At 40.7% G+C, this 18596-nt stretch carries 13 protein-coding genes; all 13 read right to left on the bottom strand.

The genetic code is table 11. The annotated features are described in order from the left end of the window. Nucleotides 1–2: 2 nt before the first annotated feature. Entirely contained in the window at nucleotides 3–905 is a 903-nt protein-coding gene (locus NSS67_RS07315; protein ID WP_339318937.1) for a carbohydrate ABC transporter permease, read from the bottom strand. Nucleotides 906–964: 59 nt separating this feature from the next. Beyond that, entirely contained in the window at nucleotides 965–1933 is a 969-nt protein-coding gene (locus NSS67_RS07310; protein ID WP_339318936.1) for an ABC transporter permease subunit, read from the bottom strand. Nucleotides 1934–2018: 85 nt separating this feature from the next. After that, complete coding sequence (locus tag NSS67_RS07305) at nucleotides 2019–3722, bottom strand: sugar ABC transporter substrate-binding protein (RefSeq protein WP_339318935.1); 1704 nt, start codon at nucleotides 3720–3722, stop codon at nucleotides 2019–2021. Between the two features lie 114 nt (nucleotides 3723–3836). After that, nucleotides 3837–5375, bottom strand: coding sequence for a response regulator (locus NSS67_RS07300; RefSeq protein ID WP_339318934.1), 1539 nt, complete (start codon nucleotides 5373–5375; stop codon nucleotides 3837–3839). 15 nt (nucleotides 5376–5390) lie between these two features. Continuing rightward, a complete protein-coding gene (locus NSS67_RS07295; RefSeq protein WP_339318933.1) occupies nucleotides 5391–7196 on the bottom strand; it encodes a histidine kinase in 1806 nt (601 codons plus the stop codon). Between the two features lie 26 nt (nucleotides 7197–7222). After that, nucleotides 7223–8755: a response regulator gene (locus NSS67_RS07290; protein WP_339318932.1), complete on the bottom strand. Its 1533-nt coding sequence runs from the start codon at nucleotides 8753–8755 to the stop codon at nucleotides 7223–7225. Between the two features lie 209 nt (nucleotides 8756–8964). Then, the gene (locus NSS67_RS07285) at nucleotides 8965–10017 is read right to left on the bottom strand and encodes a trifunctional transcriptional activator/DNA repair protein Ada/methylated-DNA--[protein]-cysteine S-methyltransferase (RefSeq protein WP_339318931.1); all 1053 of its coding nucleotides are present in this window, start codon (nucleotides 10015–10017) and stop codon (nucleotides 8965–8967) included. A gap of 7 nt (nucleotides 10018–10024) precedes the next feature. Beyond that, nucleotides 10025–10813 (bottom strand): isocitrate lyase/phosphoenolpyruvate mutase family protein, encoded by a 789-nt coding sequence (locus NSS67_RS07280; protein WP_339318930.1) that lies wholly within the window; start codon nucleotides 10811–10813, stop codon nucleotides 10025–10027. A gap of 102 nt (nucleotides 10814–10915) precedes the next feature. After that, nucleotides 10916–11122 (bottom strand): hypothetical protein, encoded by a 207-nt coding sequence (locus NSS67_RS07275; RefSeq protein WP_339318929.1) that lies wholly within the window; start codon nucleotides 11120–11122, stop codon nucleotides 10916–10918. 122 nt (nucleotides 11123–11244) lie between these two features. After that, entirely contained in the window at nucleotides 11245–12171 is a 927-nt protein-coding gene (locus NSS67_RS07270) for a DMT family transporter (RefSeq protein WP_339320526.1), read from the bottom strand. 246 nt (nucleotides 12172–12417) lie between these two features. Then, the gene (locus NSS67_RS07265; RefSeq protein ID WP_339318928.1) at nucleotides 12418–14235 is read right to left on the bottom strand and encodes an FAD-dependent oxidoreductase; all 1818 of its coding nucleotides are present in this window, start codon (nucleotides 14233–14235) and stop codon (nucleotides 12418–12420) included. A gap of 146 nt (nucleotides 14236–14381) precedes the next feature. Further along, a complete protein-coding gene (locus NSS67_RS07260) occupies nucleotides 14382–15656 on the bottom strand; it encodes a MerR family transcriptional regulator (RefSeq protein WP_339318927.1) in 1275 nt (424 codons plus the stop codon). Nucleotides 15657–15845: 189 nt separating this feature from the next. Continuing rightward, a complete protein-coding gene (locus NSS67_RS07255) occupies nucleotides 15846–18533 on the bottom strand; it encodes a copper amine oxidase N-terminal domain-containing protein (protein ID WP_339318926.1) in 2688 nt (895 codons plus the stop codon). Between the last annotated feature and the right edge of the window lie 63 nt (nucleotides 18534–18596).

Below are 18596 nucleotides of genomic sequence, written 5' to 3'. Positions count from 1 at the left end.
GTTTACTCCTTTACGCTTCCTACGTTCATACCAACTACAAAATACTTTTGCATGAATGGGTAGACTAGCAAAATTGGAACTGAAGCAACAATAGTAACAGCTGCTCGTATGGAAATTGGGGTAACCTGGTCTCTTACCGAATCCGCCGTCATTCCTGCCCCGTTAGCTACACTAGGGTTACCATTGGCATTCATACTAGAGGATATCAACTTCATCAATTCATACTGCAATGTGCTCAAATTCTGGCGGGACGAGGTATAGATAAAAGCATCAAACCATGCGTTCCATGCACCTACTGCGACAAAAAGGGCAATTGTAGCAAGAACAGGTTTACACAAAGGAAGAACTACTTTCATAAAAATCTTGAATTCTCCGGCACCGTCAATTCTTGCAGATTCCATAAGACTTTCATGTAAGGAACCAATATAAGTGCGAATGACGATCATATTAAATGCACTTACCATAGTCGGTATTACATATACCCAAAACGAATTGAGTAAATGAAGATCCTTAATGAGGAAATAGTTTGGAATCAGACCCGCATTAAAATACATGGTAAGGACGAATACAAAGGTAATCTGCTTGCGGAAAACATATTCCTTCCGGCTTAACGTATACGCAAGCATGGTGGTAAGAAATAGATTCAGGATCGTAGATAACACTGTTCGTGCTACCGAAATCCAAAAAGCAGGAATAATTGTGCCAGAGGCAAACACGGCTTTGTAGTTTTGTATGGTCCACTCTCTAGGCCATAGATAAATACCGCCACGGATGGTATCATTCCCAGCATTCAAGGAGACTGCTATAGTATTCAGGAACGGATATAAGGTAACTATAACTAGACATACCATAAATACAGTATTAAAGGTGGAAAACAATACAGGTTCGAGCCCAATATTTCTCATACGTTTTCCAACAATGTTCTTTGGAGATCTTTGAGGAATCAATTGAGTTTTTCCCATAATTATAACAGCCTCTCTTCCCCTAGCCGCTTCGAAGTCCAGTTAGCTAATAGCAGCAACGTTACACTTACGACTGTTTTAAATATGCCACCCGCTGTGGCTAAGGAATAGTTTCCTTGCGCAATTCCGTATTTCAATACAAATATATCAATCGTTTCTGACCAGTCCATAACAAGCCCGTTCCCTAACAAGTACGGAACCTCGAATCCGACATCCAGTACATGTCCTATGGACATTATCAACAGGATAACAATGGTTGCTTTAATTCCCGGCAATGTTACATTGAACATTTTTCTGTACCGGTTCGCTCCATCAATCTCAGCAGCCTCATATAAAGCTGGATCAATAGAAGCAATAGCAGCCAAGTAGATAATTGTACTCCATCCAACCTCTTTCCAGACGTTAGAAGCACCCACAATACCCCAGAAATACTTACCTTCACTCAACCAAAGGATCGGTGAATCAATAAGATTTAATTTCATCAGTACGATGTTGATAATCCCGTCATTAACCGAGAGGGAGGTAGCTACAATCCCTGTCACAATAATCCAAGAAAGAAAATGCGGCAAGTAGGATATGGTCTGCACAGTTCTTTTCCACATCACATTTTTGATCTCATTAAGCAGCAAAGCGAGTACGATCGCAGTCACAAATCCTAGAATAAGATTGATTAGGCCCATAGCGAGTGTATTGCGTAGAACTCTTAGAAAGTTATCGTCCGTAAATAAAAATTCGAAGTGCTTTAGACCAACCCATGTCTGTTCGCCAAATGCCTTAGCTGGTTTATAATCTTGGAAAGCCATCGTCCATCCCCAAACGGGAACATAAGCGAATAGTATAATATACAGCAGCAATGGAACTGACATCCAAATCAGCTGTTTCTGATTCTTAATCAAGGTCATAGTAATTGGTTGCTTCTTTTTTCTTTTAGGATGCCGGTTAACTTTTTTCCCCGTTAAGATCTCATCCATATATATTTTCTCCCCACATCATCCAATTATTTCAGAAAGTGGTTGGCTAATAGCCACCACTTTCTGATTTTTAAGCAAGCTCTAACTATTTAACACTCCAAGTATCAAATCTCCATTTCAGCTGTTCATTGATTCTGTCTTCGTAGGCTTTGACATTCACTTTACCAATTTCTCCAACAAAGTCATTCCAAACTTTATCGAAATCTGATGGACTAGCCAAGATTGCTTTTGGCAGGTACTTGGTTCGCAGTTCGTTCAGCTTTGTTTCGGAAATTTTGGCATCAGAGCCCTCAACAAGATCTATGGACCAAGCTGGATAAGCTACTGGGTTTGGCTCAGGCTCGCTGAAGAAATCCACATAACTATTGAAGCCATAAGCATCAAGAATTTCTTTATCATACGCTTTCAACCCTGCCTTGTACTCTTCTGGTTGAGCTGCGGCATCCGTTGAGTTACCATCCTTGAAGTATCCTTGCAATTTCGGAGCGGTAGCATACCAAGCCTCTGCTTTGTTGCCGAGCTTCCATGTAGCATCAACTGCATTGTCCCGTTGCTCTTGATTTCTTATAAAGCGACCATTTTCCACTTGGTAATCTTCGCCTTCAATGCCCCAAGTGAGGATTTTTTGCCAATCTTCTTGAATCAATGTATCCATGAGTTTAATAATTTTGACTGGATCTTTAGCATTAACAGTGATCCCGAAACCATTATTCAAGTTAAGTGCAGGGCGATCCAGATAGTAGTCTTTGGTGTTCGTATCAAACACAAGAGGAAGTCCTACATAAGTTCTCTCATCTTTCTTTTGTGTCGTGAGTGAATCTTCAGCTTTACCAAAGTTCCAGTGCTGATCGAACATTCCTAGAACAGCCCCGCTGGATAACTTCGCTAAATATTGGTCATAGTTCTGTACAAATGTTTCTTGGTCGATAATGCCCAATTGGTTCATTTCATTAAGCTTTTTATAATATTGCTTAGCATAGTCTTTATCCGCGAAGATTTCTGCAACGTTATCATTAACTACTACTCCGCCATCATTAGGATGCCCGATCAGATGCTGAGGCGCGTTAAACAATCCCCAGTTTCTCCAGTCGTTATTAAGAATCTCAAATCCGATGGTTGGCGTTCCATCAATGGTTGGATTCTTCTCTTTATATTTGACGATTAGATCGAAATATTCATCCAATGTTTTAACTGTTGGATAACCTGCATCCTTAAGAATCGCCTTCTGAATCCAAAAAGCTGGACCAGAATAATAGGTTGTACTCATTTTACCGTTATACGCACCATAGTTTGGAAGCGTGTAGATATGTCCATCATTGGGGTCTTTCATCATGTTCCAGTAATCCGCGTAATGCGCTTTCAAATTTGGAGCGTGCTCTTCAATCAAGTCTTCAAGAGGAATAAAGGCACCTGCACCCGTAAGTTTGGTATTGGAAGTCATCAGATCCGGATAATCCGAACCGGCAATCATTACGCCTAACTTCTGATTAAGATCCCCAGCTAAGAATTCGAAATTGAAGGATGCTCCTGTTTTTTCTTTAATCATTTTGTAAATCTTGTTATCTGGTGTTGGTTGCTGACCTGCTTCTCCAAGAAAGATACTCACTTCAAAAGGTTCAATCTTGTTATCTTCAGTTCCAGCAGCAGTTGCAGCTGTTGTTTCTGCTGGTTTGTTTTCCCCCTTAGCAGTATTACTGCTATTATTTCCACCGCAACCTGCCAAGGCAAAACTTAGGGATAACACAGCAATCAGACTAAGCTTGAACTTTGATATTGACTTGCCCCCCATAAAGCACCTCCATATTTTGTTGGTGTAGCAATATTGTAAGCCCTTACAAGTTAAATTATAGAGGTGATAATGTACTGAAAATACGCCAGAACTAAAGATGTACCCCCAAAAAGTTTAGGTATTCTTATGTTTGAATTCATTAGGACTCATACGCATCTTTTTTTCAAATTGTTTGAGGAACTGACTATAATTGCCATATCCTACTTTCTCAGCGATTTCACTATTTTTCAGCTTATTGTGTTGAAGTAAATGAGTTGCCTCTTTTATTCTGAGATTATGCAGCTGTTCATTGAAATTAATTCCGTTCTTTTTGATCAATAATTGACCCAGATATACTGGGTGCAGGAAAAACACCTCTGACAGCTTCTTAATCGTAAGATTTTCGCAATAATGCTCTTCAATATAATTGTTAATTTCCTGCACAATTCCCTGCGATCTTTGGACTTGTTCTTGCAGAAGGATATCAATACTCGCCTCACCACATGCTAATAAATTCCGCATTAAATCGTTCAACTTCATCATCGAGTCCCGCATTTCAGGGATTGTTATTTGATTTAACAAAGATGATACCTGAACTTCACTAGCTTCCGAAGTAAACTCAACAATCTTATACATAATATGAATAACGATCTTCTTCACAACCTCTGGAGCGATGCGCATCTCGCGAAAACTGCGAGAGGCTAAGCCTACAGCTTGTTTAAAGGCTTTTGTGTCCAGTGTGTTAATAGGTCGCATTAAGTCATTCATCAGTTGAATTTGATCATAGTGATAGCTGAACTGACTATTCTTGGTCCCCTGGTAGGTCAGAAACCCAGAATGCTCAGAATTATAAAAATAAAACATTAATGCTTCATTCGCCGTTCGGTAGCTATTCGCGATCTGAAGCAAGGAACCCACACTAGCACCTGTTGCAATATACAGGGCTTGCTTAGGGTTTTCATTCAGCAAGGGAGATACTACACGATATATTGCAGCATCATCATCAGACGCCGAAGGATATCCGTATACGATTCCAAAGCAATAGGCCTCTAGATCAATCAGAAACATCGATTCCGTATTCGTTAGGAGAGTTACTGCTTTCTCTCTTATTTCCGTATACATCGTCGGGTCAGTCTGTAGTAAACAAATATTCCAAAAGCTTTTGCCCTCCGATAGACGGGTAAGTACTGTAAAGTCCGACTTATCTTCTGCTTTTTCATTCAGAATGCTCTTAAGAAGAGAGACAACTTCCTCTGAGGTTGCCATTTGATTTAATCTTCGCTTTTGAGTTTCCTGTTCTAATTCCCGATATATCTCCTTCAATTCTTCTGCCGCCTCTTCTTCAAAAAGCGGCTTCATCAGATAATGATTAATGCCGTAGCGTATAGCTGTCTTAGCATATTCAAACTCACTATAACCGCTTAGAATGGCAAATTTAATCTGCTTAGTCTCCTCTTGCTGCCAGGCTGCAACCATCTCCAGACCATTCATTAGCGGCATGTTTACATCTGTAATTACAAGATCCGGCTCAAGCTGCTTTATTAACTGTAAACCCTCTTTGCCATTGCTGGCGGTTCCACACACCTCAAAGCCAAGCGCCTGCCAATCTATCCATAATTGCATCCCCTCAAGAGCACTAGGCTCATCATCGATCAACAATACTTTAAAATCCATAGGCTCCCTCACCTTCTAGCTATTTTTTCGTTCCAGGAGCTTTAGCGGAATGCCAAACGTGACAACAGTCCCTTCATTTGGGACACTGCTGATTTCAAAGCGCACCTGATCTTCATAATATAACTCCAGTCTGCGATACACGTTGCGAATTCCGATATTCGTTCCTGAGGAGGTTTCTTCATTTTGAACATTAAATAATATTTCTTTAAGCTGGCTCGCCTCTATCCCTTTCCCATTATCTGAAACCGTAACTTGCAAACGGCCATCCTCGATTTCCGTCTTTACTTTAATGATACCGAGTCCTTCTATAGTCTGCAGGCCATGTTTACAAGAATTTTCTACTAACGGCTGCATGCTTAGCTTCGGAATTTTATATTGCAGCGACTGCTCATCGATCTCAAATTGATAGTCAAATTTATCCCTGAACCGGAATTTCTCAATTTTCAAATACATCTCAATGAAAGTCATTTCTTCTTCCAAAGTGACGAGATCTTCCTTCCAGCTAAGCAATCTTCTAAGCAATTTCGATAAGCTCTTAATGATATCCGTAACATCCGAGTAATTATTTTTGGTACAGACCACTAGGATCGCGTTTAACGTATTGAATAGAAAATGAGGGTTCATCTGACTTTGCAGAAAATTCAATTCAGCCCTTACCCTTTCCATTTCCAAACTATTCTTCTGAATCTCCAGCTTGTATACATCATTGATGAGAGAATTAATTCTAGTTGTCATCATGTTGAAATTGCGTATCAATCCGCCAATCTCATCCTGACCTTCATCGATTCGAATCAAATCAAATTTCTCATTCGTTACCTTTTGCATATGTCTGGACAATCGTTTTACCCGATAATTGTAGGATCTTAACATCACATATAAAAAGGCGGTTGTGAGCAAGGTTACGATGGAGGCCAGAATACCCGCATAAATTCGAATCTCTAAGATCGCCTGAGCAATCCGCTCTCCTTGCGTAACCCCTATTAATCGCCAGCCTTTTATATAACTAGCCCCGCCAACGGGTACAATATGTACGTCTTCCTTGCGTTCATCATCAAGCAGCTTAAACACAGGATAAGGCTCCTTCGTACCTCTCTGATACCCGCTCTGTGCGGACATAATGATCTCATCCTGCTCGTTCACCAGATAAAGACTCAAATAATCCTTTTCTCTGACAATGACGTCATATATTTTACTGAGATCCAAATCAATTCTAAGCAGCTTCTCAAATGTATTCAGTGAGCTGTAAACGTCCATTCGCTCGATTACACTCAAATAGGGGGCCGTGGAAGCCACATTAGGTGCCTCGCTCATATGATATGCAGCAAGAAACACATGTTTATTCACAGCTATGAACTGCTTATACCATTCGCTCTCCTTTACCTTGTCTGTGATGACCTGATAGTTACTACCGGAAACAATGGAGTCATTGTTCGTAAATACAGTAATCCGTTCAATCTGATTGTTCACCGGTATATAGCTGTTCATCCGGCCTCTCAGCTGTTCATCGAAGGTGTCATAAAATTCGATAGAGTTCCCATACCTCCGCTCAAGCAATTCATACAGGTTTTTATCGGCAGAAAGCGTATAGCTGACAGCTACCCCACCTTCAATAAAATCATGAATATCCTTTCGGGCCCTCTCTAAAGATATTTCTAAGTTCTGCTGTTCTCTAGATTTGATCAAATCGGAAATTCGATCCAAAAAAACAAGGTTGATAATAATGATAGGGAGGAGAACACCTATAATGTAAATGAGGGAAAATTTATAGTTCAGTGGAATGTCATTCACTACTTTTCTAAATCTGAATTTTTTTCTCTCCATACGAAACACCTTGCTTTCCCCTAGAGCTATTTGTGCTTATTTTCATTTTTATAGACGGATGGTACTACCCCTACAATCAGCTTGAACTTATCTATAAAATAGTCTGTGTTTGAAAATCCCACCTGTACCGCTATATCTGATATTTTTAGCTGCGTTCGCTTAAGCAAACTTTTAGCTTCCTCAATCCTTCTGGCATTTAAATATTCACTAAAGCCATGACCCGTTTGTTTTCTGAATAGCTGTCCCAAATAGGTAGAATTGATATGAAATTGCCGCGCTAAATCCTGAAGCTTCAATTTATTCCGAAACTCACGATCCACATACTGAATCACCTTGTAAATCGTATTTTGTTCATTCTGCTGCTCTAATTCAGATAAATAGACCGTCGCCAGCATACACAGACTTTGAACATAGCGGCTTAATATAAAATAATCATTAAGTTCACCTAGATTTCCGTACTCTAGCTGAAGCTTTGTCATCATCGTATCCGGGATACCATTCATTTGGGCTATGCGTGTACAGATGGTAAGTTCCAGATGGGCCACTCTAGTTTGCACTACTTCAATCGTCAACTGATTCTCAACGAAAGAGGCAAAAGCTTCTTTTACACAAGGCTGTATCTGTTCTATATCATTCGCTAGGACCTTGTCCAGCAGCTGTTTGAAGTGATCCTTATGATGGTCCTTCTTCTTAATGGTTCTAAGCTCACTATAATAAAAGACCCCGTCCTTCTGCTGATGCGTCTTTCGTTTCCATACATCAACTGCCTGCATATAGATTTCTCGAATCGAACACACGCCTATCATTCTACTGCTAAGCGCTAGAAGTACCGGTTCATGAAATTGCTCAGCGATATCCGAACGAATCTGGTTGACGATAACTTCCAGACTCTCATTGTCAATAGAAGCAGACTGAAGGATGATCCCTGTTCTTCCCGAACGATCTTGAAAGAAACTGGAACACTCACTAGGAAAATAGTCGACAATCCGTCGATGAAACGGGTTCATAGACGTGGCCGGCTCGATAAGAATACACATTAACTCTGCATTCGCTTGAAGCTTCAACGTGCTCTGGGTTAGTAGCTCTAAATTTTCGTTATACTCGCCTTGAATTAGACGGTTGATGATGTTGTTGACGATAAAAAATTGCTTCTTATCAAACTCTTCATTGGAAGCGATTTCATTTCGGATCATAGGCGTAATCCTGCTTAATAAGGACTCTATTTCTTCGTCATCAATAGGCTTTAATAAATAGTCATTCACTCGTTGTTGCAATGCCGTATGCGCAAATTTAAAATCGTCATACCCGGTCAACACTACAAATTTCGGAGGCTTTGCCATGATTTCATTCAGCTTTGCGATAAGCTCGAGACCGTTAATAACTGGCATATTAATATCCGTTAGGACCAATTCTGGGTTATACTCCTGTATAAGTCTCATCGCTTCTGAGCCATTGCGGGCTTCAGCGCACACTTCAAAGCCGTATTTTTCCCAGTCAATCATCGTTCTCAGCCCTTCAAGCACCCAGGGCTCATCATCCACGATCAGAACCTTCAGCATGATATTCGCTCCAATCTTCTTAAGATAAAGCCGTGCCTTCTTATGAAAATATATATTATGCTATCATACTTGGATAATGTTGTGAATTTTTAAATTTTCCTACTATTGCTTAAACTAGCGCTTTTCTTACATAAAAAAACAACAAAAAAAACGACGTATCTAGACTTTCAGACACATCGAATTTAGTATACTTCTAGTTAATATGCTACCTACGAACTGAAGGTTTTCTCATGATTGATTAACCATTCTTTTCTTGCGATCCCGCCACCGTATCCACCTAATTCACCGCTACTATTAATCACACGATGACATGGAACCAAGATCGATAATTGATTCGCTCCATTAGCTCTTGCTACAGCGCGACAAGCAGCAGGATTGTTAATATTCTCTGCAAGCTCCTTGTAAGAGACCGTCTGCCCTACAGGAATTCTTCGAAGTTCATTCCATACACTTTGCTGAAAATCAGAGCCCAAATAACGAATCGGCGTGTTAAATTCCGTAAGTTCCCCTTCGAAATAGAGAATTAATTCCTCTTCAATCTGCTCTAGCACGGATACTTTTTCAGGTAAAATGGTTGCATTTAAGCGGGTACGTAATTTCTTAATCTCGTTCTCAAGTCCCTTTCGATCCACAAATTCCAGCAGCAAAAGAAACTCTTCATCTGCGATCGCCAGCATTGACCCAAGTATCGTCTCTATCCAGGTACAGTACAGCACTTTAATCTGCTTGGAATGATTGGGAACCGTCCCCATCGTTCGTGAAAAAGCATCCCGAAATCCATTACTCGAATCGTACCCACTGTCCAGTTGTGCGTTAATGATAGAATCCCCATTCCTGATATGTTTGAATGCCAGTCCTAAACGTCTAGAACGTGCATATTCAATAAATGTCATTCCGAATTGCTTCTTAAATTGTCGGCGTGCTGTATTTGCACTTATCGACAGCTCATCAAAATCTTTATCGGTCCATTTCCTTTCCGGATTCCGCTCAATTGCTTCTACTAGAAGCTTTACTTCTGGAGACATTTTCGTGGGATTGGACAGAGGCTGACACCTTTTACAAGGCCTATATGAGGCTAACAAGGCTTCTTTCGCTGTTGCGAAAAACTCGCAATTTTCTTTATATGGCTTTTTAGCTGGGCAAGTTGGCCTGCACATGATGCCTGTTGTTTTTACGCCGACAAAAAATACGCCTTCATAATTCGAGTTTTTCTCGACTAACATCTCGTAATATTTATCCACATGCTGTTTATTAGTGATCATAGTGTCGTTAGCTCATTTCTAAATAATGTGCGGGTGGCTGCAGAATCGTTCGAGCCTGTTCTTGAAGATTACTCTGTGCTTGAAAGTAACTATGCGGACCATAGCTAATTCTTTTTACACCAATCTCCTGCAATTCAGCATTCGAAATCATACCGTCCATCACCATAACATTTACGGGCAGTGGCGATTGTTGTACAAAATGTTCAATCAAGCTTCGATCCGTGAGGCCCGGTATAAAAATACCATTCGCTCCAGCCTCAGCATAAGCATAGGTACGCTCTATAGCTTCATTCACTAGATCCGCCGAATGCTTCATATTTTTGAAAAAGAGATCGGTTCTGGCGTTAATAAAAACGTTCTTCTGAAGCTTAGCTGCAACTTGCTGTATAGTTCTAATTCTATCGCTTTGTTCGCTGGTTTCCCATAATTCCTGATTAGGATGATTCACCTTTTGATCTTCGAAATTGATCCCACAGATATTTAATTGAAATAATTGCTCCATGTTATTAGCTAAGGACTCTTCATCTACAGCATACCCACCCTCGATATCTACCGTCAATGGTACGGATACATGTTTTGCTATTCTCGAAATAGACCACAACACCTGTTCAAATGAAAGCTGTTCACCATCCGAGAAGCCCCACGCTTCCGCCATTGAGTAGCTGCTTGTAGCTATAGCCTTTGATCCCGCTTCCTCAATAGCTTTAGCTGAAGCAACGTCCCAGCAGTTGTATAGGATCAGTGGATTCTGTTGATGGTGCAAGAATTTAAAGTTGTCATAGTCATTTCTGTTCATCAGTGGTCATCTCCATTTAACTAGAATAGAACCACTATATAATAGGCGCACTTCTGCCATACCAGAAAAATTAACACCAATCTTTTTTTGTACAAAAACATTTCATGTGTCCAGCTTCATAACCAAATCCACCATACCTGTCGCTGGAGTAGAGATTCCTGCAGAAGTGCATCCTTTTGATCGAATATCCTCTTCAACAAGTCCAAAAACTGCAAATGTGCAGGTATATCCCCACTTATGGCTCGAAGACTCCTTCTGGTGCAAGAATAACTGCAGCTTTGCAGGAAATAGTTGATTAGCAATCTTCATATCATTGAAACATGTACTTTTGCAGGTTTACTTGGAACCTTTACATCTATAACACAAAAAAAACACCGATGAATGATGTAATCCTGTCAGGATCCATCATGCCATCGATGTCAGTTTACAGTTTACAGATCTACCTTACGGAGTGATTGTTCGGAGGATGGTTTGGGTGATTTGCCCCCTGTCCGCATCGGAATGATTTGTGGTGCAGCAATTCCGATCAACACAACGAGTATTCCAACCCAGCGAAGCAAGGAAACTTCTTCTTGCAGCACTAACACGGAGGCTACTACAGCTGCCGGTAACTCCGCCGCACCTAGAATTGCTCCCAGACCAGAACCCAGTTTCGGAACACCAATTGAAAAGAAAAGCACAGGTATAACTATACCAAGCAACCCTAAAGGAAGACCGTACTTCCAAAGTCCATCTGTAATCGCTCCGTCATAAATAAAGGAAGGCGAAAAAACAACCAAAATAATTATCATTGCACTTGTTGTCATATACAAGCTTTTATTCACAGCAGGTACCTGCGTGGCCACTCTGCCACTGACAAAAATATAAAAGGCAAACGACACCGCAGACATTAAACCGAAAACAATTCCACTCGTAGTCATTTCACCTACACTAGGCTCTAGAATCCCCCCAGCTAACACTGTTCCTATCAGGAGGATAATCATCGAAATTATTTTCTCTCTAGAAGGCAATTTTCTATCTACAACCGCCTCCAGAATCACACCAATCCAAGTAAATTGGAATAAGAGGACGATCGCAATCGAAGCAGGTAATTGTTCAACGGCAAACCCATAGAAAATTCCCGTCATACTGATAGTGATCCCCGCGCCTAATAACGAAAGACCTACCTTTAACCCCAATTTTTTTCGAGAAAAAAATACAACTAACAGCAGCAGCATACACCATCCAAAAAAGTATTGCGACCCGACCAATTGCTGCATTCTAAAGCCATCATTCATTCCAAGCTTAATGATCGTGGAGAGCGATCCATAACTACATGCACCTACAAATACTAGTAAGGCATATTTGAGTAACTTCATATTCATTGTAAACCTCTTTCCTTTCTATTGAGCAATCCTTGAACAGTCCTATTGAACAGTCCAAAATAACATAATAAAGCCCCTTGTCATCGAAATGACAAGGGGCGAATGAAACCAAAGAATATTTCTTTGACAAAATTCCGCCACTCCATCCACTGGATAGAGTTTGGTTTATTTACTTATAACAACACGAATTATAATATGACAAATCACACAGGCTGTCAACTTGAAATGTTTACATTTGATTTATTTCCCCTCAGCAACTGCTTTGGCAGCAAGCTCTCCGCTCAGGCGGCCGCTAGTTAGGGCATACTGCACAGCACTACCTGTCATATAAACTTGGTTGTACAGATAACGATTGGCTGCTTCTCCACCTGCGTAAAGATTGTTAATGACGGATCCATCTTCTTTTACAACTCGATAGCTCTCGTCAATTTTCAAGCCACCAAATGTCCCCATCGTTCTAGGATAATTCTTAATCGCATAGAAGGGTCCTTTGTTCACAGCAACAAGCGTTGCCGCTTCTTTTCCAAAAGCATCTTTACCTGAAGTGACACCCGCATTGAAGGTATCCATTGTTGTTACTAGTGCATCTCCTGGTAGCTGCATAGCAGAAGATAATTCTGCAATAGTATTTCCAGTAGCAATCTCATCACTTGGAAGCTTAGCTTCCAGTGTTTTGATCACTTCAGCATTAGCATCACTAGAATCAAGGACAACCCACACTTGTTCATTCTTAGCTGCCTTATTGGTTACAAGAGCATAATGGCTATTCTCATTCATATAACGCTCGCCCTTTTCATTCACATATACCTTTGTTGTATCCCACTCTAAAGCGCTCAAGCCAGGAATACGAGCAGTCATCCCTAAACCGATGATCCATGGGTCTTCATAAAGAGCGGCACCTAATTTCTCTGCCATAAGAATTCCATCCCCAGTACTCCCTGCACCTGCTGCACTGATATCCATGTCCTCAACAAATTCTGGTAAGAACTTCTTCATTAATTCTTCGCTCTTAGCAAAACCACCCGATGCAATGATCACCTTTTTAGCATGAACGATTAGCTTACCTTCTACATTCTCAGCCGTAACTCCGATCACATCGCCTTTATCATCCGTGATTAACTCCGTAGCTTTGGTTTCCGTCAGAATGTCGATTCCTTTATCCTTAAGTGTCTTTTCCATATTTGCGATTAAGCTTGCTCCACCTGCTTCAGGAAAATGAAGACGAGCCACAGGATCAACGCCATAACCTTGTACACTTGCATATTTATGATTCATAGTATCCACTAACCATTCTGTCGTATCTACAGCACCATCCATAAAAGTACGCACTCGATCGTAATCTGGATACTTACTATCTGGGTTACTTGTGTTTTGACGTTCTTTCCACAGCTCTAGCCATGATTCTGGTGAATCTTCAATGCCTTGTTCTTTTTGAAAACGAGTACCCGTTGCACCGATCGCTCCACCAGATAAACCTGTTGAGCCACCTAGCGTTGCTAATTTTTCAAGTACGATAACTTTGGCACCATTTTCAAAAGCGGATCCAGCCGCAGCAAGGCCTGTGCCTCCACCACCAATAATGACAACATCAGTAGTTAGCTCCGTAGCCTTTTGCTCCTTTGTATCCGTTACAGCTACCACCTTAAGCGCCTCTACGTCGCCACCTGCTTGTTTAACGCAATCCTCTACTGCAGTAAGAATCGCCTTCGAGGAGTTCGTTGCACCAGATACAGCATCTACAGCTAATGTCTGACCCTCAACAATTTGCTGAGGTATGCGTTCGAATGGCGTATCACTAAGACCTTTGGTTTCACTTTGTTCCTTCACTACTACTGAAACGATCGCTGTCTCGTCGAACACTACTTCAACCGTCACATCGCCATTGTTACCAACGGCCGTTCCAGTATAAGTCCCCGCTTTATACATAGCAGAAGCTGAGGCTGTATCTGACTTGGCGCTAGTGTTAGTCTCTGAAGCAGATTGCGAACACGCAGCTAAACTTAGCAGCAATACAAGACCCAATAATAACAACCTTACCCTTTTCAAATTCGTTTTCATTCTCGTTCCCCCTTGATATATAAACACATGATGATTACTACCCTGAGTGTAAATTCTGGGGTCATCACCACGTCAAGAGAACTTTGTGAAAAAAAGTACATTAAAAACCATAAAAAAAGGAAAAGTATGGGGTTAACCCAAGGGTTTTAGGAAATCAAATTTCGTCTTCTTTTTCGCTCAAATTCGTTCGTAGGTGAAAGCAAATCGATCTGACTCTTGTGCCTGCCCGCATAAAGCATCAGATATTGTTCCTTATCATTCATATCAATATAGGGGTTGTTCTCAAGAACCGGACCAATCTCTGCAACCTCCAGCTGTGAAAAATTCAATGCATCCAATCTCTCCAGTATTTTATCTTTATTAAAGTAATCTCTTAATTCGAGCGGAATGTTTATGAAGTCCTTACTTTTCGTTCCGATATGAGGATAGGCACCTGTGAGAAGACCCTCTTCTTTTAAAAAAGGCGATACAATATCTAATAAGGATTTATTCGTTGATTTAGCGTATATTCTGCTCATCCAATGATCGATAATGATATCCATAGAGGAGTCTGCAATCGGTAATTGATCCATGGCACAGCAGAAAAAGATAAAGTTACTATGCTCATGCTGTTGCATTAAATTATCCTTCATACTCGTAATTCTGTCCTTGTCATGACAAATAAGCACATAGGTGCAGCCTTTAGGTAAATAATCGATATACTGCATTAGAAATCTCCCTACACAATTATCTAGCTCCATGATATATTTAGGGCTATTTCCATGGTTTAAAATGTAGTCGATGATCGTATGGGTTCCGTTATACATTAAATTCACAAACTTCGGCGAAGTCACCTCAAGGAATTTTTTCTTCGAAGGGATCTCAATTTTTTTCCTTACAGCCTTCTTATCGATGTAGATCCCATCTTCTATCACCGCAATGTAACCGCATTCACAATGAACAGTAGCTTCGATAAGCATACTTTTTTCTACAATCCCGTCACTGATCTCCAAAGGTTGCTTACAACAAGGACAATGTAATAATCCTGTAGAGGACAGCGGAAATCCTAAGCTTTTCTTTTCACTGATCCCATATCTTTTCAACTCATTGATTCGATCTTTCAGGAGGAAGTCAATCTCTTTACATCTTTGCTGTTCTTTCAGATTCTGCTCTTTTTTTCGTTCCAGCAAGGATAGATAGAAATTTCTGAACTCATCCGTCTTTTCACCGCCAATACGATTGAAACAAAGAATCTCCTGAATTTCAGTCAGTGAAAAATCCAACTGCTTCAGCATCGTGATTTTTTCGATATCACAGCTATCTTCTTCACTAAATTTATACTGCCAGCCCTGTTTTTCAGCAACTAGAAGGCCCATATCTATATAATGGCGAATAGTATCTTGTGTCACGTTATTCTTTTTCGAGAATTCACCAATCTTCATCTTCCTTTGCTCCTTTTTAATCATTTATAGTGGTAGAAGATTTCAGGACAGTCATTCAATATATTGTGAAAAATAGCACAATCTTCTCGTTTAATAGTACTATACCATGAAACTTAAGGAAATTATGTACACAAAGGAAAAGCCTGACCATTAGTGGCCAGGCTTACAGACTCATTCCAAATTGTACGTTTAATCTCTTCCGTCACGCCGTGAATTTAATTCAAACTCTTCCGTCGAATTTGAAAGTCCACCATTCTGTACACCACTATTATTGGCTACAGCAAGAACATACGCCTTATATTTGACATCTTTAACAATTGAATCGCCGTTAACATCCCTTGTTGCAGTGAATGCTGAAAGATTCGTTCCGTTAGGGGTCACCGACGTATAATACGAGGATCTAACCTCGATAGCATCCGCCGAACCAAAACCTTGTTTAGCCGGAACAACTAATACTCGGTATTCTGAAATATTGGTCTCATTGGCTGATTTGTCGAAACTGATCCGGATTCTGCCATCGTCCTCTTTATACGTTACATTTGTTACAGAGATCACTGGGCTCTTAGTCGTAGACAACGTAATGGCAGATGACTCCCAGGACAAAGCATTTGAACCCGCATAATTCCCACTACTGATAGATAGCACATACACTTTATAGCTGTTTCCATCCTTTATTAAATTGCCACGTACGTCTCTGGCTGAGGCGCCTAATACTTGACTGGTACTGTTGCCTGATGTGCTTACCGAAGTATAGTTGGAACTGGATACATTATTCGCCTCAGATAGGCTAAAGTTGCTGTAATATGACGTAGGTACCACCATGATTCGGTATTGGTTAATATACGTTTCATCCGTGGCATGGCTAAACGACACCTTTAAATCTCGGCCATCGCCATAGTCGTTATCATCGCTAACATTCAAGTTTGTAACGGCTTTTACGCTAGAATCATTCAACAATGTAATGACCGATGAAGCGGAAGAGAGCACATTCGAATCCCAATAAATCCCGCTTCCGATGGATAACACATACACTCTATAGCTAGTTCCATTCTTTATCGAAGCTCCGAGAACGTCTTTGGTTGACGAATTCAATACTTGACTGGTAGAAGACCCGGATGTACTCACCGATGTATAGTTGCTACTTGATACATTATTCGCTTCAGCTAAACTAAAGCTACTGTAATAGGATGTTGGTACTACCATAATTCGATACTGGCTAATATAGGTTTCGTCCGTTGGATGAGTGAATGACACTCTCAAATCTCGGCCATCACCATAGTCGTTAACGTCGCTGACACTCAAGTTTGAGACGATACTCACACTGGAATCATTCAACAACGTAATGACCGATGAAGGTGAAGAAAGCACATTTCCTCCTGTATTACTGCCGCTTCCAATAGATAAGATATATACTTTATAGTTGACTCCATTCTTTATCAAAGCTCCACGTACATCTCTGGTTGACGAGCTCAATACTTGATTGGTTGTAGTACCATTTGTACTCACCGCTGTATAGTAGCTACTTGATACATTATTGGCTTCGGCTAAACTAAAGCTACTGTAATATGACGTCGGAACTACCATGATTCGGTACTGGCTAATATAGGTTTCGTCCGTCGCATGAGTAAATGACACTCTCAAATCTCGGCCATCGTTATAGTTGTTAACGTCGCTAACACTTAAGTTAGAGACCCCTATGTTGGACAGTGTTATTGCAGATGAGACAGAAGACAACACATTATTAGCAGCATTGCTGCTGTCAATCGCCATGACAAACACTCTGTAACTCACGCCTGTTTTAACAAGCGCTCCATCCACATCTCTGGCTCCTGAAGATAAAATTTGGGTAATATTATTCCCCGTCTTGCTAACTAGCGTGTAATTAGCACTGGATACATTATTTGCTGTAGCTAAATTAAAATTCGAATAATTAGTAGCTTTGACAACGAATATCCGATAAGAACTTATCTTCGACTCATCTGACAGCTTATTGAAGCTAACTGATAAATCTCTTCCATCCCCATAATCACTTATATCATTTACTTGTACATTATTGATTACTGCTACAGTCTTATTCACTAGTGTCATACTGGAGGACCCGATAGAAAGTGTACTGGCATTACTTCCTTTGCCAACCGTCAAGACATAAGCTACATACGCTTGATTACTCTTAATTGAATCACCATCAACAGTCCTCGAAGTAGACGTCAATTTAATCGAAGGATTGGTACCTGTTGGTAATACAGTAGAATAATTGTAAGAGGCTATCGTTTGTGCGGACGACAAGTTAAGAATATTCCCTGCTTTCACAATCAGAACACGGTAATGATCCACTAGTGACTCATTTACCGCTCGAGTGAAGCTAACCTGAAGATCACGACCATCGCCGAAATCACTCACATCCTGCGCTACTACATTGGATACCGGGCCTGCATTTCCAACGTTGGAAGCTGAAGTCGTTATGCTTACTACTTGAGTCTTAGGGTTCCATCCCACTGCATGGCCCAGTGCTTCACTGACAAAACGTGTTGGGACCATCGTTCTTCCCTTTAAATTCAGACCAGGCACGTCTAGAGTTACAGCCTTATTGTTAATGGTGGCTGTCTTTGAGCCAATCTTTAACATAATCGTTGTACCATCTTTAGTTGCAGTTACAGTTTGTGCTTTCTGATTCCACTTAATGGTGGCATTAAAGGCTTCAAAAATGGCCCGTAACGGCACCATCGTCCGCCCATTCACCATCACCGGTGCTTGATCTGTAGACAATCGAACTCCGTCAATAATAATACTGATGGGAGTGGCAGCCTTTACAGAGGATTGTAACATCATCGGAAAGACTAATAAGCCTACTAAAATTGAAATCCATAACTTCTTCACAGATCCACCCTCCTGGAATGACGAATACATTATTTGCCTACTCATTTGACGCTTCTAACTATA

This window comes from Paenibacillus sp. FSL R10-2734 (assembly GCF_037963865.1).
Classification (GTDB): domain Bacteria; phylum Bacillota; class Bacilli; order Paenibacillales; family Paenibacillaceae; genus Paenibacillus_AQ.
This window is presented reverse-complemented; position numbering and strand designations above follow the sequence as displayed.

Coding starts and splice junctions, on each gene's coding strand:
- NSS67_RS07315 (WP_339318937.1), bottom strand. CDS start 905: ATGAGAAATATTGGGCTCGAACCTGTATTGTTTTCCACCTTTAATACT.
- NSS67_RS07290 (WP_339318932.1), bottom strand. CDS start 8,755: ATGCTGAAGGTTCTGATCGTGGATGATGAGCCCTGGGTGCTTGAAGGG.
- NSS67_RS07310 (WP_339318936.1), bottom strand. CDS start 1,933: ATGGATGAGATCTTAACGGGGAAAAAAGTTAACCGGCATCCTAAAAGA.
- NSS67_RS07270 (WP_339320526.1), bottom strand. CDS start 12,171: ATGAAGTTACTCAAATATGCCTTACTAGTATTTGTAGGTGCATGTAGT.
- NSS67_RS07305 (WP_339318935.1), bottom strand. CDS start 3,722: ATGGGGGGCAAGTCAATATCAAAGTTCAAGCTTAGTCTGATTGCTGTG.
- NSS67_RS07265 (WP_339318928.1), bottom strand. CDS start 14,235: ATGAAAACGAATTTGAAAAGGGTAAGGTTGTTATTATTGGGTCTTGTA.
- NSS67_RS07260 (WP_339318927.1), bottom strand. CDS start 15,656: ATGAAGATTGGTGAATTCTCGAAAAAGAATAACGTGACACAAGATACT.
- NSS67_RS07300 (WP_339318934.1), bottom strand. CDS start 5,375: ATGGATTTTAAAGTATTGTTGATCGATGATGAGCCTAGTGCTCTTGAG.
- NSS67_RS07295 (WP_339318933.1), bottom strand. CDS start 7,196: ATGGAGAGAAAAAAATTCAGATTTAGAAAAGTAGTGAATGACATTCCA.
- NSS67_RS07280 (WP_339318930.1), bottom strand. CDS start 10,813: ATGAACAGAAATGACTATGACAACTTTAAATTCTTGCACCATCAACAG.
- NSS67_RS07275 (WP_339318929.1), bottom strand. CDS start 11,122: ATGAAGATTGCTAATCAACTATTTCCTGCAAAGCTGCAGTTATTCTTG.
- NSS67_RS07285 (WP_339318931.1), bottom strand. CDS start 10,017: ATGATCACTAATAAACAGCATGTGGATAAATATTACGAGATGTTAGTC.